The organism is Miniimonas sp. S16 (assembly GCF_057748195.1).
Map to the genome: position 1 here is coordinate 1,112,503 of NZ_CM173242.1, position 21,831 is coordinate 1,134,333.

At 68.4% G+C, this 21,831-nt stretch carries 23 protein-coding genes and 1 pseudogene; 8 read left to right on the plus strand and 16 right to left on the minus strand.

From position 1 onward, the window contains the following. Positions 1-5: 5 nt before the first annotated feature. Together AC3AQ1_RS04910 and AC3AQ1_RS04915 are read right to left on the minus strand one after the other, a co-directional pair. Positions 6-752: a CDP-alcohol phosphatidyltransferase family protein gene (locus AC3AQ1_RS04910; protein WP_108718059.1), complete on the minus strand. Its 747-nt coding sequence runs from the start codon at positions 750-752 to the stop codon at positions 6-8. A gap of 2 nt (positions 753-754) precedes the next feature. After that, the gene (locus AC3AQ1_RS04915; RefSeq protein WP_488301229.1) at positions 755-1,192 is read right to left on the minus strand and encodes a hypothetical protein; all 438 of its coding nucleotides are present in this window, start codon (positions 1,190-1,192) and stop codon (positions 755-757) included. Positions 1,193-1,273: 81 nt separating this feature from the next. Between AC3AQ1_RS04915 and AC3AQ1_RS04920 the strand changes: the two genes are divergently transcribed. Next, on the plus strand, positions 1,274-1,684 hold the full coding sequence (locus AC3AQ1_RS04920; RefSeq protein WP_488301228.1) for a hypothetical protein: 411 nt from the start codon (positions 1,274-1,276) through the stop codon (positions 1,682-1,684). Between the two features lie 47 nt (positions 1,685-1,731). On the opposite strand, the gene gad is transcribed toward AC3AQ1_RS04920, so the two are convergent. The 5 genes from gad to AC3AQ1_RS04945 all read right to left on the minus strand — a co-directional run bounded on the left by gad (position 1,732) and on the right by AC3AQ1_RS04945 (position 7,124). Further along, positions 1,732-3,153 (minus strand): glutamate decarboxylase, encoded by a 1,422-nt coding sequence (gad, locus tag AC3AQ1_RS04925; protein WP_108718061.1) that lies wholly within the window; start codon positions 3,151-3,153, stop codon positions 1,732-1,734. 158 nt (positions 3,154-3,311) lie between these two features. Then, entirely contained in the window at positions 3,312-4,676 is a 1,365-nt protein-coding gene (locus AC3AQ1_RS04930) for a phenylacetate--CoA ligase family protein (RefSeq protein WP_159096386.1), read from the minus strand. Continuing rightward, positions 4,673-5,476 carry a CDP-alcohol phosphatidyltransferase family protein gene (locus tag AC3AQ1_RS04935; RefSeq protein ID WP_108718063.1) on the minus strand — a complete coding sequence of 268 codons (804 nt, stop codon included), beginning with the start codon at positions 5,474-5,476 and terminating at the stop codon, positions 4,673-4,675. Before AC3AQ1_RS04935 ends, AC3AQ1_RS04930 begins: the two co-directional genes overlap by 4 nt. Continuing rightward, on the minus strand, positions 5,473-6,621 hold the full coding sequence (locus AC3AQ1_RS04940) for a DUF1972 domain-containing protein (protein ID WP_108718064.1): 1,149 nt from the start codon (positions 6,619-6,621) through the stop codon (positions 5,473-5,475). Before AC3AQ1_RS04940 ends, AC3AQ1_RS04935 begins: the two co-directional genes overlap by 4 nt. 38 nt (positions 6,622-6,659) lie before the next feature. Beyond that, a complete protein-coding gene (locus AC3AQ1_RS04945) occupies positions 6,660-7,124 on the minus strand; it encodes an FAD synthase family protein (RefSeq protein WP_108718065.1) in 465 nt (154 codons plus the stop codon). A 239-nt stretch (positions 7,125-7,363) separates the two neighbouring features. On the opposite strand from AC3AQ1_RS04945, the gene AC3AQ1_RS04950 reads away from it, so the two are divergent. From AC3AQ1_RS04950 to AC3AQ1_RS04960, 3 genes are all read left to right on the plus strand, one after another. Beyond that, positions 7,364-8,482, plus strand: coding sequence for a glycosyltransferase family 4 protein (locus AC3AQ1_RS04950; protein WP_234417794.1), 1,119 nt, complete (start codon positions 7,364-7,366; stop codon positions 8,480-8,482). Positions 8,483-8,573: 91 nt separating this feature from the next. Then, entirely contained in the window at positions 8,574-8,777 is a 204-nt protein-coding gene (locus AC3AQ1_RS04955; RefSeq protein WP_159096387.1) for a hypothetical protein, read from the plus strand. Between the two features lie 87 nt (positions 8,778-8,864). Continuing rightward, entirely contained in the window at positions 8,865-10,259 is a 1,395-nt protein-coding gene (locus AC3AQ1_RS04960) for a metallophosphoesterase (RefSeq protein WP_159096388.1), read from the plus strand. Between the two features lie 20 nt (positions 10,260-10,279). Here the strand turns inward: AC3AQ1_RS04960 and pth are convergent, their stop codons facing one another. Together pth and AC3AQ1_RS04970 are read right to left on the minus strand one after the other, a co-directional pair. Next, the gene (gene pth / locus AC3AQ1_RS04965; protein ID WP_108718068.1) at positions 10,280-10,876 is read right to left on the minus strand and encodes an aminoacyl-tRNA hydrolase; all 597 of its coding nucleotides are present in this window, start codon (positions 10,874-10,876) and stop codon (positions 10,280-10,282) included. A 147-nt stretch (positions 10,877-11,023) separates the two neighbouring features. Further along, entirely contained in the window at positions 11,024-11,626 is a 603-nt protein-coding gene (locus AC3AQ1_RS04970) for a 50S ribosomal protein L25/general stress protein Ctc (protein WP_108718069.1), read from the minus strand. A 334-nt stretch (positions 11,627-11,960) separates the two neighbouring features. Between AC3AQ1_RS04970 and AC3AQ1_RS04975 the strand changes: the two genes are divergently transcribed. Then, a complete protein-coding gene (locus AC3AQ1_RS04975) occupies positions 11,961-12,611 on the plus strand; it encodes a CYTH domain-containing protein (protein WP_108719994.1) in 651 nt (216 codons plus the stop codon). Between the two features lie 49 nt (positions 12,612-12,660). On the opposite strand, the gene AC3AQ1_RS04980 is transcribed toward AC3AQ1_RS04975, so the two are convergent. The 7 genes and pseudogenes from AC3AQ1_RS04980 to AC3AQ1_RS05010 all read right to left on the minus strand — a co-directional run bounded on the left by AC3AQ1_RS04980 (position 12,661) and on the right by AC3AQ1_RS05010 (position 17,780). Next, complete coding sequence (locus AC3AQ1_RS04980) at positions 12,661-13,731, minus strand: glycosyltransferase family 4 protein (protein ID WP_159096389.1); 1,071 nt, start codon at positions 13,729-13,731, stop codon at positions 12,661-12,663. 32 nt (positions 13,732-13,763) lie between these two features. After that, positions 13,764-15,188 (minus strand): lipopolysaccharide biosynthesis protein, encoded by a 1,425-nt coding sequence (locus AC3AQ1_RS04985; protein ID WP_234417796.1) that lies wholly within the window; start codon positions 15,186-15,188, stop codon positions 13,764-13,766. A 492-nt stretch (positions 15,189-15,680) separates the two neighbouring features. Further along, the gene (locus AC3AQ1_RS04990; protein ID WP_234417797.1) at positions 15,681-16,037 is read right to left on the minus strand and encodes an integrase core domain-containing protein; all 357 of its coding nucleotides are present in this window, start codon (positions 16,035-16,037) and stop codon (positions 15,681-15,683) included. Positions 16,038-16,404: 367 nt separating this feature from the next. Beyond that, positions 16,405-16,608, minus strand: a pseudogene (locus tag AC3AQ1_RS04995) (transposase); the annotation flags it as partial. Between the two features lie 17 nt (positions 16,609-16,625). After that, the gene (locus tag AC3AQ1_RS05000; RefSeq protein ID WP_108718071.1) at positions 16,626-16,943 is read right to left on the minus strand and encodes a transposase; all 318 of its coding nucleotides are present in this window, start codon (positions 16,941-16,943) and stop codon (positions 16,626-16,628) included. Between the two features lie 6 nt (positions 16,944-16,949). Further along, positions 16,950-17,405: an acyltransferase family protein gene (locus AC3AQ1_RS05005; RefSeq protein WP_108718072.1), complete on the minus strand. Its 456-nt coding sequence runs from the start codon at positions 17,403-17,405 to the stop codon at positions 16,950-16,952. 18 nt (positions 17,406-17,423) lie between these two features. Then, positions 17,424-17,780 (minus strand): acyltransferase family protein, encoded by a 357-nt coding sequence (locus AC3AQ1_RS05010; protein ID WP_108718073.1) that lies wholly within the window; start codon positions 17,778-17,780, stop codon positions 17,424-17,426. 380 nt (positions 17,781-18,160) lie between these two features. On the opposite strand from AC3AQ1_RS05010, the gene AC3AQ1_RS05015 reads away from it, so the two are divergent. The 3 genes from AC3AQ1_RS05015 (at position 18,161) to AC3AQ1_RS05025 (ending at position 21,530) form a co-directional block, all read left to right on the plus strand. Continuing rightward, positions 18,161-18,985: an inositol monophosphatase family protein gene (locus AC3AQ1_RS05015; RefSeq protein ID WP_159096390.1), complete on the plus strand. Its 825-nt coding sequence runs from the start codon at positions 18,161-18,163 to the stop codon at positions 18,983-18,985. Positions 18,986-19,078: 93 nt separating this feature from the next. After that, positions 19,079-20,251: a nucleotide sugar dehydrogenase gene (locus tag AC3AQ1_RS05020; protein WP_108718075.1), complete on the plus strand. Its 1,173-nt coding sequence runs from the start codon at positions 19,079-19,081 to the stop codon at positions 20,249-20,251. Positions 20,252-20,408: 157 nt separating this feature from the next. Then, positions 20,409-21,530, plus strand: a complete 1,122-nt coding sequence (locus AC3AQ1_RS05025; RefSeq protein WP_108718076.1) for a hypothetical protein — start codon at positions 20,409-20,411, stop codon at positions 21,528-21,530. Positions 21,531-21,831: the final 301 nt, after the last annotated feature.

The following is a 21,831-nucleotide window of genomic DNA, read 5'->3' on the forward strand; positions in this document are numbered from 1 at the left end:
GGACGTCAACTGTTGGCCACCGCCGAAGTCGTGAGCGAGCGGACGTCTCGGAACCACTTCGGAAGCGCGAGGAGCATGAAGATCGCGGTGGCTGCCGTGATCAGGGTGTAGACCACGAGGAACAGCCTCGGCGCTCCGTACATGACGAACGTCAGGCACAGCACCCCGTAGTCGGTCGGAAGGACAAGGACCGAACGGAGCCACGGCGCGCGCCCTCCCGTCGCTGCAGTTGACGCCACCCCGTGCGCTCGGCGTAGCTGCTCCGTGAGGATCATGCCGAAGAACATGACCGAGGAGAGCACCGTGTTCACGAGCGGCACGAAGAGCCACCCGTCTTCGACGACGTCGAAGCGATAGAGGCCGATGAGCAGGGCGAGCGGCAGCGCCACGACCTTCGTTGCGTCCACCACGTGGTCAAGCCACTCGCCAGCTGGGCTACCAGTGCCGGTGAGGCGAGCGACCTGGCCGTCGGCCGAGTCCCAGGCGTACCCGAGCACCAGGAGAAGGCAGACCAACACTCCGAGCCACCAGCTCGGCGGAACCAGCGCCAGTAGCAGGACACCCGCGAACGTGTGCAGGGCGCTGACGGCAGTGACCTGGTTCGGGCTCATCCCGAGCTTGTAGGCGAGAGCGGCAAGGAGACGTCCGATCTTGCGGTTCACGAAGCGCGAGTACGCGGGCGCGCTTCGCGCCGCGCCCTTCTGCGCGGAAGCAAGCCTTCGGACCACGTCACCGTACGCTTCGGAGGCCATCGTCAGTTCTCCACCTCGCTGATCACGTACTGCAGCTTGCCGTTGGTCGACGGGAGCGCATCGACGTACTCGACCCGCACCGGGACCTTCTCGTGCAGCTGCCTGCGGAAGCCGGCGACCGCCTCCTCGATGTGGCCGCGAGCGTCCACGTCGTCGCCCTCGACCACGAGCACACGCACCGCGTAATCGCGGTCCTGTCGCACCTGGAACTGCCGCACCGACCCGGGGTGCTTACCGAACATGCCCATGATTCCGTGGTTGGCTCCTCCGCCGCCAGGGAGGCGGATGACGTCGGCCGCTCGGCCCTCCACCTGCGTGATTCGCGGAAGGCTCACGCCGCACACGCACGGTTCGTCGATCAGCGCCGCCCGGTCGCCGAGCCGGTATCGCACGATCGGAAACACCCGGTTGAGCAGGTCCGTCACCACGATCTCGCCCACTTCACCCGGAGGCAATGCTCGTCCGTCCTCGTTGACGACCTCAAGGAGCCGAGCGTCAGCGAACACGGCGTCACCTTCGGAGTGGTAGGCGCGTTTCCTCGTCCTGATCTGGTGGCCGAGCTCGCGTCCATCGAGGGCGTCCAGACGTACTTCGACGTCGCGGATGTGACTCCCTACCAGTTCGGCGCTCGGGTACTGGTGAACCCAGTGGCGGTAGGAAGTGGTGTCCAGCTCAAGATGCTCGACATGCTGATGACCGACGCACCGATCGTCACAACGAGTCAGGGCGTCTCGGGACTTCCCCCCGCGTGTCGCTCCCAGTTCGGCATCGCCGACACGCCCGAGACTTTCGCCGAGGCTCTGGTGGAGAGGCTCGGTGACCCGGGCGTTGACCTCGTCGCAAGGCGGGACGCTAGAAGGCTTTTCGATCTCGACGCGGTCCGTGCCGTGCTCGCGTCGCTCTCGGCCGGCGAAGACGGACTATCGGCCTGACCGCGGCGCCAGGTCGAGAACGAGACTGCCGGCTAACCGGAGCCGTGCTAGAACACGCTCACGGCCCTCTCATGGGCCGACTCGACGTGGTGCGGGGGAAGCGTCAAGACCGAGGACACGGACTGCAGCTCGGCGATGGCCGACCTGAGGTCCGAGAGGAAGACGTCAGCGAGGTCTCGGGAGAGTCCGTTCCGGACCACGACCCGCTGGACCACGATGTCAGTGAGGTCCTGGGGCATCGCGTACGTCGGTACCATCCAGCCGCGCATCCTGAGCCGATCGGACAGGTCGTGAAGGGTCCAGAACCCGTTGGCTGCGCTCGAGAGTTGCCACGCGACGACAGGTATGTCGCCCCCATCGCTCCACAAGGTGAGCTCCGGCATCGTGCGTACTCCAGCGGCGAAGTGCTTGGCAACGTCTTGACTGGCCCGCTGCACTCGCCTGTAACCCTCGTGGCCCAACCTGAGGAACTCGTAGTACTGGAGCAGTACCTGGGCACTGGGACGCGAGAAGTTGATCGCCAGCGTCGGTGTGTTACCCCCGAGGTACGGAACCCAGAAGATCAGGTCCTCGGGGACGGCCGTCTTCTCACGCCAGACGACCCAACCCAACCCCGGGTAGACCAATCCGTACTTGTGTCCGGAAGTGTTGATCGAGGCAACTCTAGGAAGGCGGAAGTCCCACTTGAGCTCAGGCTGAAGGAAAGGGGCGATCATCCCACCTGAAGCGGCGTCGACGTGAATCTGAATGCTCAGGCCGGTGCGCGCCTCGATCTCATCCAGGGCCCTTGAGATGTCCTCGACCTGATCGTACATCCCCGTGTATGTCACGCCCAGGATCGCAACAACACCAATGGTGTTCTCGTCGACGTAGTCGGCGAGCATGCTTCCGTCGAGCACCGGGTGCTCCTTCGAGATCGGCACAAGCCTGGGCTCTACCTCGAAATAGTTGCAGAACTTCGCCCAGCACACCTGGACGGCACTCGACATCACCAGGTTGGGACGGTCCGTCGGCTTTCCCGCTGCGCGACGCGCGTGCTGCCAGCGGCGCTTGAGTGCCAGGGCACCGAGAATTCCCGCCTCGGACGAGCCGATAGCGGAGGCTCCGATCGTGTCAAGCGGCTCTGGAGCATTCCACAGGTCGGCGACGATCCTCCAGCACCGTTCCTCTATCGCGGCAGTAGCCGAGTACTCATCCTTGTCCACGAGGTTCTTTCCCACGGACTCGGAGTACAGTCTTTCGGCCTCGGGCTCCATCCACGTCGTGACGAAAGTGGCGAGGTTGCGCCTGGGGTTGCCGTCAAGGCCAGCCTCTTCGTGCACCACCTGGTACGCAGCCGAGGGCTCGGTCTCGCCCGGGGCGAGCCGCCATCGCGCGATCGTCGCGGACTCGGGCGGACGAACGTACATCGGGTTCAGGCTGATCACGGCGTCAGGCTCGTGCCCGTGGGCGCGCGGGGTCTCAGGCATGGGTCCTCCTGGGCGGGACAGTACGTCGAGTGCGCTCCCCCCGGAACGACTCGACGAGCGCGGCGGCGCCTGCTTTGTGAGGAGAAGGGCCGATGCGGAGATCTGCCGAGCGAACGGACGCGTCGCGCGGCGTCTGGCTTCGGGGCTTGCGATCGTTGTCACACATCATCGGACACATCGCTTGTCAGGAACTGCAGCTTCCCGTTCGCCGATGGAAGCTCCTCGACGTACTCGACCTCGACTGGGACGGCGTACTTCACCTGTTTGCGCAAACCCTCCACGGCCTCTTCGATGTGACGGCGCGCGTCTGGCTCGTCGCCTTGAATGACCGAGACCTTGACGGAGTAGTCGGCAGCCTGGTGAACCCGGAAGAGCCTCACCGAGCGTATGTTCGACGAGAACATGCCCATCACGCCGTGGTTCACGGCTACGCCTCCTGGAAGCCGAAGAAGGTCGGTCACTCGACCTTGCACCGGGGACATGAGAGGAAGGCCAATTCCGCACGGGCAGGCTTCCTCGAGCAGCGCCGCGCGGTCACCGGGGCGGTATCGCAGGACTGGGAAGGCGCGATTCATGAGGTCTGTCACGACCACATCACCGACCTCACCCGGAGCGGCAGGCTTGCCTTCTTGGTTCAGTACCTCGATCAGGCGAGCGTCGGCGTTGATGTGCAGGCCGCTCTGTTCCCGACACTCCGCCGCCATCCAGTTGACCTCGGATCCGCGGTACTCATCGAAGACCGGCACCCCGAAAGCCGCCTCGAGGCTCGCCCTGACACCTGGCGACAGCGGCGCGGCCGTCGTCGCGACTGCTCGCAAGCCCGGAATCGAGGCGCCCGTCTTGTCCACGTGTTCCGCGAGCGCGAGCAAGCCGCCCACGTAGCCTTCGAGCAGCGCCGGCTCTGACGAGCGCAGGGCCCTCAGGAAGTGACCGACCGATTCGCTGTCGATGTACTTGGCGTCCAGATACAGCTGCTGGGAGGGCCACCACGCGACTGTCGTCTTGAGCGAGCCGAGACGGCCGAATCCCCAACGACCGACGCGAGCGAGGTTGTCCCACGGCTCCACTCCCCACCATCGGTACCAGCGCCAGGCGAACGCGAGCGCGGGCACCCGGACATCACGGTGGATGCGGAGCGGCTCACCAGTACTTCCGCCCGTGAATTGTGGAACCGCGGTGCGTCGGCTCGCTTCCGTCGAGAGGATTCGGGTCTCGTTCTCCTTCAGATCCGACCGGCCGATCACAGGGATCTTCGCCCACTCACCCGGGTTCTCCAGCTCAGTGAGCTCGACACCGGCGCGGCTGAGGGACTCTCTGTAGAACTGCGTCTGGGTCGCTGCGAAGCTAGCAATCGAAGCGGCGCGGGAGGTCTGGACCTTCAGGACTTCGTCCCGGTCGAGCTGTTCAAAAGCCATGAGATCATCGAGGAATCGGCCTGAGCGCCTACGCACCGTCGAGTGCTTGATCTGAAATGACCAGCGAGCAAGGCTGGAGCGCAGATCGTGCCGCGCGCCTCCGGTCATCGCCCCGCCGCCTCGCGTCGCGGATCCCGCATAGTGACGGCTTCGAGCACTGTTCCTTCGCGCCCAACATGGTCCGAGCTGGTAAGCGCCCTGACGTCGCGGAACCACTTTGGGAGCGCAAGAGCGAGGAAGGCGACGGTCGCCAGGGTGATGAGGCCGTAGATGCCGACGAACAGCGACCTGGCGCCGTAGAGCAGGAACGTCAGGCATAGCACCCCGTAGTCCGTCGGCAGAGCCATCACCGAGCGCAGCCACGGCATCCGCCCCCCGGTCTCGGCCTTCGACGTCACGCCGTGAGCCCGCCGGAGCTGCTCCGTGAGGATCATGCCGAAGAACATCACCGAGGAGGTCACCGCGTTCACGAGCGGCACCAGCAGCCAGACGTCGTCCGCCGCACCGAACCGGTACAGGCCCACGAGCAGCGCGAGAGGCAGTGTCACGACCTTGACAGCATCAACGACGTGGTCGAGCCACTCGCCGGCAGGGCTGCCCGTCCCGGTCAGCCGGGCAACCTGCCCGTCCGCCGAGTCCCATGCGTAGCCGAGCACTAGGAGCACACACACGACCGCGCCGAGCCACCAGCTGGGCGGGAGGAGTACCAGGAGCGCGATGCCGGCAAAGGTGTGCAGAGCGCTGGCGCCGGTCACCTGGTTCGGGGTCAGGCCGGCCTTGTACGCTCCGGCGGCCAGAAGGCGCCCGATCCTGCGGTTCACGAACCGGGAGTACGCCGGAGCACTCCGCGCGGCGCCCTTCTGGGCGCTGGCAAGGCGGGCTACGACGTCGCGATAGGACTCCGTCATGCTCGCCCCCAATCCCGCGTCAAGGACCGGCTTCGCCGTGCTCCGATGTGGGTACCGGCCGTGGTCCGCGAGGCAAGGCGCCGCGCCAGATCCTCGTACCCATCGGCCACAGCATCCCAGTCGTAGGCGCCGGCACGCACCTGGAGGTTCTTCCCACGCAAGTGCTCGGCCTCGGGATCCGTCTCGGCTCGTTCCACAAGTGATGCCACGTCTGCCGGACGCCGAAAGAAGCGCCCGTGCTCCCCCACCACCTCGCGGTTGAACGACACGTCCCACGCGAGAGTCGCGGCTCCCGCCCCGATTGCTCGCAGAAGCGACGGGTTGGTGCCGCCGACAGAGTGCCCGTGCAGGTAGGTGAGGCTGTGGGCGTACAGCTGATCGAGGAGGTCTTGGTCCCAGACCCCGCCGACGAGGCGGACGCGCGGATCATCGCCGGCGAGCTCACGTATCCGCGCGGTGTAGGCGTCGGCGTACGGCGCGGACCCGACCACGACGAGCGGAAGCGTTGCTTCCGAGCGGACGAAGCCCGCAACAATGAGATCGACGTGGTTCTCCGGCTCGAACCTCGCGACCACGAGGTGGAACCGATCTGGCTCCAGGCCGAGAGTCGCAAGCCTGTCCGTCGCTACGCCCGTGAGGATCGGAGCGCCGTACGTGAGTAGTTCGGTCGGGACGTCGTACTCCGCCCGGTAGTAGTCCGCGATGCCCTGAGCATCGGCGATCAGGGCATCGGACAACCACACCGACGCCGTCTCCGCAGCACGGTAGTAGCGCTTGCCGTTGCGGCCCCACTTCGCGCGCTTCCACTCCAGGCCGTCGACGTGCGTCGCGAACGGCACCCGTGCAGCGCGGAGCACGGGCAGGAACGGCGCGTTCGCGGCGTTGAACAGGAAGGCGGCGTCGGTGCGGTGGGCCAGCAGGTGGAAGGCCGAGAGCCCGGTGTGACTCAGCGTCTCCAGCGTCCGCTGCCGCAGTGCGGGCAGCGTGACGAGCTCCATGCCCCGGTAGGTGCCGGTGATCTCGCTGTTCCCGGTGCGGCAGTACACGCGCACTCGGTGGCCGTTCGCAGCCAGCCGGCTCCCGATCTCCTCGACAGCGGTCTCGAAACCGCCGTAGTGGGCCGGCGCACCACGCGTGCCGACCATCGCGATCGAGAGCGGTCTGGCAGGATCCTTCGTCGCGTTCACGAGGCTGACCTGACGGCCGCGGCGTTGTCGACTGCGACGCCGGTCGTCAGGAACTGACGCAGCATCGTGGAGGAGGTCGACTGCGTGTACGGGAGATAGACCACGCGGGCACCGACCTGTGCCATCTCGGCCTCGAGTCGCACGCCCTTCTCGGTGTTGGCCCAGTCGTCGCCCTTGAACAGCACGTCGAACGGGTGCCGGCGCCACGCCTCACGCTTGTCCTGAGAGACGTCGGTCACCACGTCGTCGACGAAACGCAGGTGGGCAACGAGCTCCATGCGCTCGTGGTGCGGGACGACGGGTGCGCGGTTCTTCATCGCGATGAGCGACTCGTCGGTCGCCACACCCACCACCAGTCGGTCGCACCGCTCCCGCGCGGCGCGCAGGATGTTCAGGTGCCCGATGTGGAGCATGTCGAAGCCGCCGGGTACATACCCGACGACCGGTGGACGCGTGTCCATGAGTGATTCCCCCCGATGTCCCGATCTCCCCGCCACCTCGTGTAAGCGCTCAGGACCCGACGCTCGGTGACCAGGCGCCTTGATCCTTCGGCCTGTACCGCTTTCCCAGGGCAAGCACAGGTTGACGCCGAGCACTAGCGTAGCCGAAGGTCCGTGTGTGCGACAGTGGTCGCGTCCTCGTGGCCAAGCCTCCGACCCGGTACCAGGTGACCCTCGTGAACCCCTCCGCACGTCCCACGGTGCTCGTCGCGCACCCGTCGCCCGACCTGTACGGGTCCGACCTGCAGCTCCTGGAGACCGTCTCGGGCTTCGTCGACCGGGGTTGGCGGACGGTCGTGGCCCTGCCCGAGCGCGGCCCGCTCGCTCCGCTCCTGCGCGAGCGGGGCGCCGAGGTGCTCCTGGCGCCGTTCCCGACCGTGAGCCGTTCTCTGCTTCGTCCGCGTGCGTTCGCTCGTTTCGCCATCGAGACCATTCGCGCGTGGCGAGGGGCCCGTCAGCTTCTGGGAGTACTCAAGCCGAAGGCGGTCTGGGTCAACACGGTGACCGCGCCCGTGTGGCTCGTTGCCGCATGGAGCTGCAGAGTTCCCAGCGTGGTTCACGTCCACGAGGCGGAGGAGGACGGATCGCGCCTCGTCCGGACCGCGCTCACCCTCCCGACCGCGCTGGCACGCCGCGCCGTGGTGAACAGCAGGGCGGCGGCACGCGCGCTCGTCCAGGTGCTACCGCTGCTCGAACCCCGGCTCGTTCTCGTTTACAACGGAGTGCCGGAACCGGAGACCGAGCCGTTGCCGCGAGGTCGCCGAGACGGCGTCGTTCATGTCGCTCTGGTCGGCCGGCTCAGCCCGCGCAAGGGCACGGACATCGCACTCGACGCGATAGCCCTGCTCAGAACGAGTGGTGTCGACGTACACCTCGACCTGTACGGCGCCGTCTTTCCCGGGTACGAGTGGTACGAGGCCGATCTCCGTGAGCGCGCGGCCCGAGCCGACCTCGATGGGGCTGTCACTTTTCACGGCTACGTACGCCCGGTCTGGACGTCCCTGGCTGCGGCGGACATCGTGGTCGTGCCGTCTCGAACGGAGCCGTTCGGGAACGTCGCCGTAGAAGCCCAGCTCGCGCATCGACCGGTGGTCGTCGCCGCGATCCAGGGATTGACCGAGATCGTGACGGACGAGGTCGACGGGTTGCACGCCGAGGCCGGTTCGGCCCCCGCGCTCGCTCGCGCCGTTCGTCGCATCGTCGAGAACCATGAGCTCGCGGACCGTCTCGCAGGCGCAGGGCGTGCCAGCGCCGTGGAGCGGTTTTCGGTGAGTCGCTACCGAGCCGAGGTTGCGGACGTCTTGGCGTCCCTTTCCTGACCCAACCCTCGCTGCCAGACACCTGCGGCGCCTACGATGTGCCATCGCGGCTGGCCCCAACCGGCATCGACCAGGTTCCGGAACGGTGGGGGTGCGCCGGTTCCTCGACGAAGGGAACAACACGTTCACCATGGCGACGACATTCGTGCGGAGAGTTGCGGTCACGCTCGCTGCGATCTCGATGACTGCCCTCGGCGCGGTGTCGGCCGCGGCTGACCCGGTCACCTATCAGATCACTCCGTACAACGGTGTCATCTACCAGGTCAACGGTGGTTCGGTACGCGCGCTGAGCTAACCCGAGTGGGCGGCACTCGGTTGGCCCACGCCGACCCAGGCAACGGTCCGATACACGCAGTACGCGTGGTCTCCGACCGTGTACGGCGTGACGACCTGGACCGCGACCCCGCAGACGTCGACTCCGCTGACCTACGCCCAGTGGACCTCGGTGGGCAGCCCGTGGCCCGAGTCAGTGCCGTGGGTCCCGGGGAGCTACGTGTACAAGTGGGACACGAACGACCAGATCGGCCTGATCGACCCAGCTGGCGCATACCACTGGCTCTCCTTCGACGAGTGGAACGCGATGGGTCGGCCCTGGCCGAACGTCCATCGAGACCAGGGCTTCGCCAAGCTCACCCGGACTCCCGACATCGCCAGGATGACCAGCCTCGGATCAGGCCAGGGATACCGGATCGACTACGGAACCTGGGCCTCTGAGAACTGGCCCACGCCGATCTCTGTCACCCGGTTTCCGGGAGACGCCTTTTACCGCAACCGTGGCTCCGACACGATCTGGTACTCCGGTCCGACGATGAACAGGCCCGTCACCCTCGACGAGTGGATCGCTGCCGGCTCACCGAACCCCGAGGTCCGGACGTCTCGGATCCCCGGCGAGGGCGACGGGATCCTCACGATTGCTGTCTACCCGGACACTCAACAGGAGGTGCGCCGAACCTCCCGGTTCCTCGACCGCACGAACTGGCTGGTGGCCAACAGAGACGCGCTCGACCTGCGATTCGTCAACCACACCGGCGACGTCGTCAACTGGGACACCGAGGACCATGCGCAGTACGAGGTCGCGAGTGCCGCGATGGCTCCGTTGGACCAGGCCGGCATTCCCTACTCGATGAGCATCGGGAACCACGACTCGATGGCAACGGGTGAGGGCGGGAGTGCGCGTGACTCGAAGTTGACGCGGGAGTACCAGCGCACCACGACCACATTCAACTCCTACTTCACGGCCGACCGATTCGGCGCCGTGCGGGGCGCCTACGAGCCCGGCAAGGTCGACAACGTCTACTCGACGTTCACCGCCGAGGGCCACGAGTGGCTGATCCTCAACCTCGAGCTGTGGCCCCGCCTCGGTGTGGTGGACTGGGCGAACCAGGTGGTGGCCTCCCACCCGCACCACAACGTCATCGTCTCCACGCACAGCTTCCTGGAGAGCGACGGCCGTATCTGGAACGACTGCGCACCGACCCGGTGCAGCTACGGAGACGCGTCCCCGCAGTACCTGTTCGACAACCTGTTCTCTCAGCACTCGAACATCAAGGTGGTGCTCTCCGGGCATGCCGGCTGGGCGCTCACCCGCACCGCACAGACGTCGAGCGGAACAAAGGCGTTCTACCTCACGACGATCCACTCCAACTCCACGAACCCGCTCCGCCTGCTGACGATCGACGTCAACGCCGACACGATCCACACCGAGGTGTTCGGCGTGAACGACGGCTACGACTTCGGCGACCGCAACACGCTCGGGGGGTTCGACTTCGTCGAGTAGCCCATCCCTCGTGGAACCGCTCAGGCCTTGGCATTCCAGGAGTTCTGTGCGGCGAGCAGCCCCTGCGTCACCACGTCCGTCACCGCGTCGGCGGCCAGCTCGAGCGTCACGCCCACCTCGGCACGGGCCGATCCTGGCCAGTTCGAGAGCACGAAGTCGGCGGGGTCCTGCCGGCCCGGCGGCCGGCCGACCCCGATCCGCAGCCGCGCGTAGTCCTTGGTGCCGAGCGCGGACGAGATCGAGCGCAGCCCGTTGTGCCCGCCCTCCCCGCCGCCGCGCTTGAGGCGCAGCTGGTGCTCGGGGATGTCCAGCTCGTCGTGGATGACGAGCAGGTTCTCGGCGTCCACGCCGTAGAACTGCGCGAGCGCGGCGACCGGACCGCCCGAGGTGTTCATGTAGGTCGCCGGCCGCGCGAGGATCACCCGCGGGCCCGGCGCGCCGCCCGGCAGCGTCCCGAGCCGACCGTCGAGCACCGCCGCACGCGCCTTGTGCTGCGTGAACGACGCCCCGATCCGCCCGGCCAGGACGTCGAGCACCATCGCGCCCACGTTGTGCCGGTTCCCGGCGTACTTCGGTCCGGGGTTCCCGAGCCCGACGACGAGCCACGGCTGACTCACGGTGACCTCCGAGGGTGCTGGAGCGACGTCGCGCGCAAGACGTGGCGCGCGTGTGGTCTGGGTGGTGGCTGCGCCTCACGCAGCGAGAACGGGCGACGGCGCCCCGCCAGCTGGCGGGGCGCCGTCGCCTGTGCGTGGCACGGGAGGTCAGGCCTCCTCGGACTCCTCGGCAGCGCCCTCGCCCTCGGCGCCCTCGGCCTCGGGCTCCTCCTCGCCCCGAGGGACGGTGACGAGCACGACGGCGGCCTCGGGGTCGACCTCGGTGGTCGTGCCCTCGGGCAGCTCGAGGTCGGCGACGCGCACGACGGTGCCCTCCTCGAGGCCCTCGACGGACACGACGATCCGCTCGGGGATGCTCGTCGCCTCGGCGAGAACGGTGAGCGACTGGAGCTCGACGGCGTGGATCGTGCCGGGCGCGCTCTCGCCCTCAGTGACGACGGCGACATCGACCGTGACCTTCTCGCCCCGGCGGACGAGGAGCAGGTCGATGTGCTCGATGTCGTTGCTCACGACGTCCTTCTGCACCGACTTCACGAGCGCGAGCTCGCTCTTGCCGTCGAAGGCGATGTCGAGCACCGCGTTGGCGCTCTGCTTGATCACGAGGAACACCTCGTGGCTCGGCAGGTTGAGGTGCACCGGGTTGGTGCCGTGGCCGTACAGGACGGCGGGGATCTTCTTGGCGCGGCGCGCGCGGCGCGCGGCGCCCTTGCCGAACTCGGTCCGAAGCTCGGCGGCGATGGAATCTGCCATGGGGTTCCTCCTACGGGTGTGGTCGGGTTGCGGCGGGGGGCGGAGCGCACGCGGCGCGGCGCCGGGCACCCGGAGGTGTCGGCCCGCCGCGTCGATCACGGACGACTCGCGTCCCTCGCCGAGGCAACCGCAGGAGTCTACCCCGCACCGCGTGTGCCGCGCACCCATGCGGAAGCCGCCGACTCTCCCCGCACCCGCGTCACGTGAGCCGAAGGAACGGACGGAGAGCCGACGCCAGCACCCCGTGGAAATGGTGACCCGACGCGGGACGCGGTGCTCGCCGTCGTCTGCGCGCCTCGGCGCCGTCGCACCGCGCGGGTGCGACGATGGCGCCGTGACCGGGGACTCGCTGGAGACGCTCGCCGACGCGCAGGACTTCGAGTACGAGCGCCGATTCCTCGTCACCGAGTTCCCCGCGCACCTGCGGGACGCCCCCACGCTGATCGTCCAGTCGTACTACCTCGCCGACGAGGGGTACGCGCTCCGGGTCCGTGTGCAGGCCAGCGGCCTGGACGCCGCCCTCGACGCCGACTCCACGCCGATGAGCGTCCTCGCCGACCACCGGGGCGAGATCTCGATGGCCACGGTGACGGTCAAGGGCCCCGCGGTGGGGGGCACGCGCTACGAGGCCGAGCGCGGGCTCGACCCCGAGGTCGCCCTCGAGCTCGTGCACCGCGGCGGGCGGGCCATGGTGAAGACGCGCTACTCGGTGTGGGCGGGCGGCGACGGCTGGTCGGTGGACGTCTTCGGCGGCGCCAACCACCCGCTGATCATCGCCGAGTGCGAGCGGTCCGGCCCGGTGACCGACCTTCAGGTGCCGGCGTTCTGCGTCACCGAGCTCACCGACGACCGGCGGTTCTCCAACGAGTCACTCGCGAGCACCCCGTACGGCGGGTGGGTCAGCGCGTACCTCGCCGAGCTCGCCGCGACCGGTCCCCGTCTGCGCGCCGACTTCGGGACGAACGCGCGGCTCCTGCCGGACTGACGCCGACGGCCGCGCCCGATGAGCGTCGGTGCCTCGATCCGCCCTGACGTCACTCCTCGCGATACATCCACTCCTGGGCCGCAGCACGACCCTCGGTGGGTGGCAGATCCGCGATCACGCTCTCGGGCGACCGAGCTGAGGTGAGCGCCTCCACCAGCGCGTGCGGAAGGGCTTCGGAGACCGCGGCCTCCGGGACCACCCAGTGCCCGTGGGCGCTCAGCCAGCCGGCGATCCCGGTCTCCGTGGTCGTCACGATGAGGCAACCGCGTGCCAGGCCCTCGAGAATCGGCAGACCGACCTGCTCCTTCCACAAGGGCATTCGTCGAGACGGCAGCACAAGCACCTTGGCGCTCCGCAGAGTCTCGAAGATCGCGTCCCGCGGGGGGTCGACGAGCACACCCACGCGATCATCCGACGCCGCGAGCAGGCGTGCGTCGGCCACTCCGGCCCCACGGCCCACCAGCATCAGTCGCGCTGTCGGCGCCTCGGCTGCCACACGGGCCCAGGCCGACAGAACGTCGGGGAACCCCTTACGTATCGACATGTCGCCCAGGAACACGAGGACGGGCGCAGGATCCTTGACGCCCGGGTTCTCCGCCGTGGGAATCGACTCGAACAGTCGAGTCACGGGCGGCTCGTGGCCCCCGAACTGCGCGCCGTACAAGCGAGCCGCCTCACCGGTGCCGAACGCGACTCGATCGAGCCGCTTCCACAGGGTTGGTACGAACACGATCAGAGCCCGTCGCTTCAGTCGTGCCTTGAGCGGCAGTCTCGGCGCGGACTCGTACGGCGAGAGATTCTCGATCGCGTAGCTGACGACCCTTGGTGGCGGGCGTCTGCGTACGCGAGAGCGCGCCCGCGCGGCGGCGATCACGAGAAGACTCCGCAGTGCTGACTGCACCACGTAGGGCTCGGCGACCTCAAGGACGTCGATGTCGTGCCGAGCGGCGTACCAGAACGACCGCCACGCGCCTGCGCGTTGGAGCGCTAAGGTCTTCGCGAGCTCCGAGTCGAAGTCGTAGCGTCGCTCGCGATAGAGGATCGTGACCTTGTGCGTCTCGGCGCCGAGCGCTTGGACTCGTTCGAGATGGACGGTCCGGACTACGTCGTACAGCTGCACGACGCTCAGGGATGCCTCGCTCGGCCTGGTCGTCATGACTCCCGCCCCACGCTCTCCCCTGCGGGCGCCGGAGCCCCGCGGCGCAGCGATCGCTTCACGTACCACCAGTTCGGGAGAACCTGGCACAGGAGCACTGCGGCTGACGTTCCGATGACCGGCCCCGAAGCTCCCATGCTGGGCACGAGGATGAAGGAGAGCCCGAGGCTGATAGGGATCATGAGAATGATCGGAACGACTTGAAACTTCAACCCCGCCGCGTCAGTCATGTACATGCCGGCGGGGTACTTGAACGCCTGCAGCGCGACGAAGACCACGAACGAGGCAGACAGAGCAGCCGACACGGTGACCTTCCCCGCCGAGATCAGATCCACGGCGGTCGGCATGACGGCCCAGAGCAGGAGCGCAAGCACCGTTGCCGCAGCGAGAAAGAGCCAGCTTGCGGGCATCGGTGAGCGTGGACGACCGGCGGCCCTGGCCCGCGCGTACAACGGCCACAACGAGAGGCCAGCGGCTCCGACGGTCTGGACGATCATGTTGAAGAGCTGGTAGGCGATGGTGTACTCAGCGATGTCTTGCGGTGTGGCCATGTGGCTGAGGATCAGACGGCCCGTCTGCATCGCGATGGGGAGCGCCATCATCTGGAGGAGCATGGGCCAGGCGACATCGATCACCGGCGCTCCTCGCACCTTCCTCACGCGCGGAACGTCGCGGATCGCCGCTCCAACCTGTGGCCGGAGGAGACGTGCCGCGGTTAACAAGCAGAGTCCGGCCACGACAGCGTTCGCCACGTAGGAGTACACGCCGACGTACGGCCCCACCTGCCATGCGAGCACCACGGAGATGCCTACGAGGCCGAGGACGAGGGGTGACCCCAGCGCCGTGAACGCAGTCTGAAGCGCCGTCTTGCCCGAGCTGACCAGGAGCCGTTGGCCGACGCCGAGCGGCAGGGCGAGGGCAAAGACGACCCCGCAGAGCGTGACAGCCAGCACTCCCCCGTTGGGCATCAGCGCATCGCCGATCAGAGCGGGCCACCAGTGCGCGAGTCCCGCGACGATCGAGAACGCGGCGATGACGGCAGCCGAACCGAGCAGGATGCGAAACGCCGAGGTGATCGTCCGGCGGACCTCCCGGTCGTTCGTCGGGTCCTTCGACTCGGCGATGACGTTGACGAGCACCGCGGCCACGCCAAGATCAGCGAACGGGAGCAACGCGGGGAGCGACGCGAGCACGCCGTACTGCGCGTACGCCTCGATGCCGTAGTGCTGCAGGATGAGACGAGCCGTGACCACTCCGGCCACACCTGCGAGGGCCATCGCCGCGATCTTGACCACCGCAGTCGAGCCCACCTGACGCAGCGCCGAAGAAGACCCCAGCTTGGGTTTCTGTGCCGCCGCGACCAGAACCTCACGCTCAACGGCCTCGGAGACCTCGGCGCTCACATCGTCTGGTTGAGACACAGTCGTCTCCTCTCACTCGTCAGCGCGGACTCAGGGCCCCCGGGCGGCTGCACGTGATCTTTCGACTTCAGCGCACCGTCGGCTACGGAGCGTCCGTGCGATGCCACCCGTCAGCCAGCGTAGGTCCTCATGCTGCCGGGCGGTCGTGGTACTCACGCGTGGTCGCGGTCGACGGGACTCGACCAACGCGGATCGAGCCGACCGCGCCAGTTCAGCGTCAAGCGGTCGCGAGGCCCGTCCCACCCACGCGCCACCACCTGCTCTCTCTGCTCATGCGACCAGTGCCTCCCCCTTGCGGCCGCGCCGGGGCGAGTCTCCGCGCTTGGGCATCACGAAGAGCGAGCTCACCAGGCGCCATCTGCGCGCGGCGAGAGCGACCAAGACACTGACGCCCACGCCGGACACGACCCCAAGCAGTAGTCCCATCCACGGACCGCCGAGGCGGTACCCGGCCGAGACTCCGAAGAACGTCGGGTACCAGTGTGTCCCGCGTCAAGTAGTTGGCAGGTTTTCGGGGGTGGGGAAGTTGGGGATGGTGGGGTCGGCCAGGCCGAGGTGGACGTCCAGTGGCCGGTTCCAGGCGATGGCCTCGTGCGGGCGGATGGTGTTGTACTCGGCTCGGTAGGCCTCGGCGTGGTGGACGAGCTGCAGGACGTCGTCGATCTCCTCGAGGAACAGGCGCTCGTACTTCAGGGACCCGAAGCCGCGTTCGCGTGAGCCGTTCTGGCCAGGGGTGCGTGCGCGGGTGCGGACGTGGCGCAGCTCGGGGTGAGCGGTCATGAAGCCCTCGAACCTGAAGGAGCGGAACGGGCCGCCGTTGTCGGTCACGATCGTGACCGCGGGGATCACGTTCCCGTTCTCGTCCCGGGCGCAGGTATCGATCAGCGCTCGCGCGAACAGCCGTTCGTAGTCCGACAGCGCGAGCTCGATCGCCGCGATCGCGTCGCGGGAGGTTCGCCGTCGCAGAGGTGTGCCACGGGTGCTCGTACTTGCTCCAGTAGTCCCGGCACCCCGCGATCCGCCAGGTGCCACCGGTCGTGGTCTCGAACTCGGAGAAGTCGAGCTGCCAGACCTGGTTGGCACCGGTCGGCTCGTTCGCGAACGCGGCCTTCCTGCGCTGGGCGAGCTGGCGCCGTTCCCGCTGATAGGCCGCGGGCAGGATCAGCCCGTCCTCGCGCAGCAGCCGTAACACTGTCGCCGCCGAGACCTGGTAGCCCTCGTGGCGCACCATCGCCCAGACCTTGCGATGCCCCCAGGCCGGGTGCGCCAGGGCGTGCCGACGGGCTGCGTCGTGGACGCCCTGACGCACCGGGCGCGGCCACGGGCCCTTGACCGGCGCGCCGGCCCGGGCACGGGCCTGCCAGCGGCGCCACGTCCGTTCGGGCATGCCGATCAGCTCGCAGAACCTCGTGGTCGGCATGCCCGCCTCGATGCGGATCACCTCGAGGTCCGCCAAGGGCCCAAGCGGCCCTCGGCGGACTTCTTCCAGACCCGGACCTCCAGGTGCGCCTCACCCAGTGCCTGGGTCAGATCGGCTACCTCGGCCTCGAGCTGCTTCTCCCGGGTCGAGGGACCGGACTTGCCCGCTGCCAGACCTGTCTTACCGGCCTCGAGGAACTGCCGCTTCCAGTTCCCCACGGACTGCTCCGACACCTTGGCCCGGCGAGCAGCCTCTGCCACGCTCACCTCTCCGGCCAGGATCGACAGCACGATCCTCGTCTTCTCCTCAGCCGTAACGGCCGTCGGTCTCGCCATGATCGATCAGACTCCTTCGAGCGTCGGACCCGCAAGCAACGGGTCCTGCCACAAAGTCTGACGCGCGACACAGTGCACCAGATACATCGCCAGACTCTCCCTTCCCATGAAGCGCAGGGGTCTGAGCACTCGCGACTCGCCGAAACGGAGGCCCACCACGACTGCGGTCACGATCCCGCCGCAGACGATTGGTGCCGACCATGCTACGTACCTCGCGTTGACACCCACACACGCTAGGACGACCGCGAGGACGACAGCCGCCACGCCGGCAACCCGCGCAGCCGGGGTGCGCACCAGGCGGATCGGGGCGTCGAGCCGCCCCGCGAACATCGTGCCGAACATGAAGAACGCCATGAGAAGGAAGAACCGTCTTGCGTTCTCGGCGTCGAGCAGTGCGCACACCCCGACGGCCGGCAGCGCGACCCACAGCGCGGAGACTCGCTGAGCGAGCAGCGCGACCACGTAGTAGACGAACAGGTACTACAGGAACCACAGGTGGGAGACGGGCTCGATGGCCACGGCGAGCAGGAACTCAGGCGCCCGCGCCACCATCCCCGATGGATCGCCGATCGACCTCATCAGAAAGACGATCACCGACCACACGACGTACGGGTACAGGACCCGTCGCGCCTTCCCGGACACGTAGGGCCGCCAACCCTTCGCGAGAGAGGGTCCAACGAGGAGCCCGGACATGAAGACCATGAGCGGCATCCGAACCGGGGCAAGTGCCTGATTGGCGACCTGCGCTACGAGTGGGGCTCCACCGAACTCCACCGAGAAGAGGATGGCGTGGTTGAACGTGACCAGGAAGATGGATGCGCCCCGGAGAAGATCCATCCACGCGATGCGCGAGGACGCCCGCGGTGGGTGGCACGAGCTCACGGAAGGGCCGCGACGACGTCTGCGTCCGCGCCAACCGAGCCTGTCGGCGCGAACTCGGGCAGGCGGAAATGACACCAGAAGTCGACGCGCACGTGTAGCCCCCGTCGTGCTCGTTCACCCGCTTCAGCGGGCCCAACCCTCCCCAGGGATGACTCTACGACGCTAGCGCATAATCGGCCGTCCGCGTTCGCGCACACTGTCCCGCCCACTCAGCCCGGAGCGCCCCACTGCTGCGCGAACGCGGACCGCCCGTGCGAGTCGTCGGTGACCCCGTTCACCCGGAGTTCGCCCCCTGCACGCCGGACCCGTCCGCTGTGCAGGGGAGGATGGTTGACATGACCCATCTCTCCCCCACCCTCGACGACCCGACCGCGACCGCCGACGCCGAGCTCGCCGTTGCCGCGGTGCGCGCCGGCCTGGCGGCGATCCGCGCGGCGGACTCCCGCGCCGTCGTGGCCGTGAAGGCGCACCCCGCCGACCTGCTGACGGCGACCGACCTCGCGGCCGAGGAGGCCATCCGCGGCGTGCTCGCCGCGTCCGACCTGCCCGTCCAGGGCGAGGAGGGGTCGCCGGACCTGACGGTGCCGGACCGCTGGATCGTGGACCCGGTCGACGGGACGGCGAACTTCGTGGCGGGGATCGGCCTCGTCGCCAGCACCGTGGCGCTCGCGCGCGGCGGCGCGCCCGTGGCCGGGGCCACGGGCGAGGTCGAGAGCGGGCGCGTCGTCTGGAGCGCGCGCGGCCTGGGCACGTGGGAGGTGCTCGACGGCGAGCCACCCGTTCGCGCGCACACGTCCGACGGCGAGCTGGCCACGGGCTGCATCACCGTGGGCGACTTCTCCTGGACCAACACCGGACCCTGGCCGCTGGAGCGGCGCGCCGCGCTCACCACGGCGGTGGCCGCGCGAGTGGGGCGCCTGCGGATGGTCGGCAGCTCGGCGACGGAGCTGTCGTGGGTCGCGACCGGACGGACCAGCGCGGCGATCCTCTACGGCAACCACCCGTGGGACACCGGCGCCGGGGCGCTGGCCGTGCGCGAGGCGGGCGGCGTGGTGCTCGACCTGGCGGGTGCGGAGTGGTCGTTCGCCTCGCGGTCGGTGCTGGCCGCGGCGTCCGAAGCCGTGGCCCGGGAGCTGCTCGACGCCATCAGCGGGGTCTGACCGCTCGCGATCCCCGGGTCGGTTCGGCCGGGTCGCCTCGGCCCGGTCGGCTCTCGTGCGCGCGACGGCGTCGCTCGTCCCTAGGATCGAGGCGTGAAGATCGCAGTCGCCGGCACGGGCTACGTCGGACTCTCCCTCGCCGTCATCCTGGCCCAGCACCACGACGTCGTCGCCGTCGACATCGACGAGAGCAAGGTCGCGCTCCTCAACGAGCGCCACTCCCCCATCGTCGACCCGGACATCGAGCGCTACCTCGCCGAGGTGCCGCTGTCGCTCGAGGCGACCACCGACTGGCGCGCGGCGTACGCGGGAGCGGCGTTCGTCGTCGTGGCCACGCCCACCGACTACGACCCGGTCACGAACTACTTCGACACCTCGTCGGTGGAGTCCGTGATCCGGGACGTGCTCGAGGTGAACCCGGAGGCGACGATCATCGTGAAGTCGACCGTCCCGGTCGGGTTCACCGCGGCCATGCGCGAGACCCACCTGGGCGCGGCGATCATCTTCTCCCCCGAGTTCCTGCGCGAGGGTCGGGCGCTGCACGACAACCTCTATCCCAGCCGGATCGTGGTGGGCTCGGACTCCCCGCGCGGACGGCAGTTCGCCGAGCTCCTGCGCGAGGGTGCGCTCGCCCCGGACGTCCCGGTGCTGCTCACCCGGTCCGGCGAGGCCGAGGCCATCAAGCTGTTCGCCAACACCTACCTCGCGCTGCGCGTCGCGTACTTCAACGAGCTCGACACCTACGCCGCGACCCGCGGGCTCGACACCGCGAAGGTGATCGAGGGCGTCGGGCTCGACCCGCGGATCGGCTCGCACTACAACAACCCGTCGTTCGGGTACGGCGGGTACTGCCTGCCGAAGGACACCAAGCAGCTGCTCGCCAACTACCGGCACGTGCCGCAGAACCTCATCTCGGCCATCGTCGACGCGAACTCCACGCGCAAGGACTTCATCGCCGCGGACGTGCTCTCCCACCAGCCGCGCGTGGTGGGGATGTACCGGCTCGTGATGAAGGAGGGCTCGGACAACTTCCGCTCCTCCGCGATCCAGGGCGTGATGAAGCGGATCAAGGCCAAGGGCGTCGAGGTCATCGTGTTCGAGCCCGCGTTGGAGGAACCGGAGTTCTTCCACTCCGAGGTGGTGCGCGACCTCGGCGAGTTCGTGAAGCGCGCGGACGTGATCGTCGCCAACCGGCGGTCGGACGAGCTCGACGCCGCGGGCGGCGGGCACAAGGTGTACACGCGGGACATCTACGGGCGGGACTGAATCGCCTGGCGGGTCGCGGTCAGTTCGGCGTCGGGCTGGGCTCGGCGCCGGGCGGGGCTCGGCGTCCGATTGTCCACACTCGTGCGAGGCGTGGGCGTTCGAAGCTCCTTCCACAACCCACCGGACACAGTGACGCGAACTGTTGTGCACTGGCTCGGTGAACACCGTGCGACGCCTCGATCTCGGCGAGCGCCAGCGCGCCGTCGTTCCGCCCGTCGTCCCACTCACCGAAGGCCCTTCGATCGCTCGCGAGCGACGTGCCCGGACGCTCAGCCGCAGCGCGAGCCAGGCGCGGACCGAGCTCGTGGACGAGATCACCTTGGTCGCCGACGGCGGCGTCCCGGAGAACGTTCGTGCGCTCGCGCTGCGACAGCTGGGATGCCTCTCGAGCGCCCAGCTTCGCGAGGCCGGCGTGTCACGCCCGGCGATCGCTCGCCGTCGGGCATCGCAGCGGTGGCGCTTCCCCACGTCGGGAGTCGTCGACCTCGGCGCGAACCCGCCATCAATACTCACGCCCCAGCTCCGGGTACGACGAGCCGCGGTGATCGCGCTGCTCGCGTTCGGCCCGCACGCGATCGCGATCGGTCCGTCGGCTCTCGCACTGCACGGCGTGCAAGGGCTGCCGTCGACGATGTCACCCGAGGTCACCGTGCCCGGCGGCGGACCGCGCCGCGACCGCGGCGGCGTCAGATGCCGCGAGTGCATCGCGTCGGAGACGGTCGTGAGCCCGGACGGGTTCCTTACGATCGATCCGATCGTCGCTCTCGCGCAGACGCTGGTGCAGCTCGCTCCGCGTGAGGCTCTCGGCGTTCTCGACTCGGCCCTGCACCTTCAGCTGCTCCGCGGCGAGGGTCTCACGCAGGTCCGACGGCTCACACATCGGCTCCGAGGACCGTCCCGGCACCGGCTACCGGAGCTCGAAGCGGTCTGGGCGATGGCAGACGGACAACGAGCGTCACCTTTGGAGTCGTGGGCGTACTGGGACCTGGTGGCTGCGGGCCTTCAGCCCACGGATATCCAGGTCGAGATCCGCGACCCCCAACGCCGACTCGTCGCCCGCGGAGACATCGGGTTCCTCCGGCGCGACGGGACGTGGCTGCTGATCGAGCTCCAGGGCCGGCGGAACCACGTGGATGCCGACGCTGTGATCGACGACGGAGAGCGTCGCGACGACGTCATGCTCGAGGAGCACACCGTGCTCGAGTTCTGGGCGGTCCACCTCGGGGCGCACGGTCGCATGGTGCGGCGCGTGGCGCAGCATCTCGAGCGGCGTCCGTAGTTCTTCACTCGCGGTCGTGCGAACCCAGCGATCTGTCGCGGACTGCAACACGAACCCAGCGATCCGCGCCGGCTGCAACACCCCATCCCAGCGATCCGTACCGGGTGGGAGCCACGAACCGAAACAGATCGCTGGCACCACACGCGAAAGCGGCACGAACAACTGGCATCAGCCGCGAACCCAGCGATCTGTCGCGGGCCCAGACCCCCAACCCAGCGATCTGTCGCGGGCTGAAGCGCGAACCCAGCGATCTGTGCCGGGTGGGAGCCATGAACCGGCACGAATCGCTGGCACCGCCCTC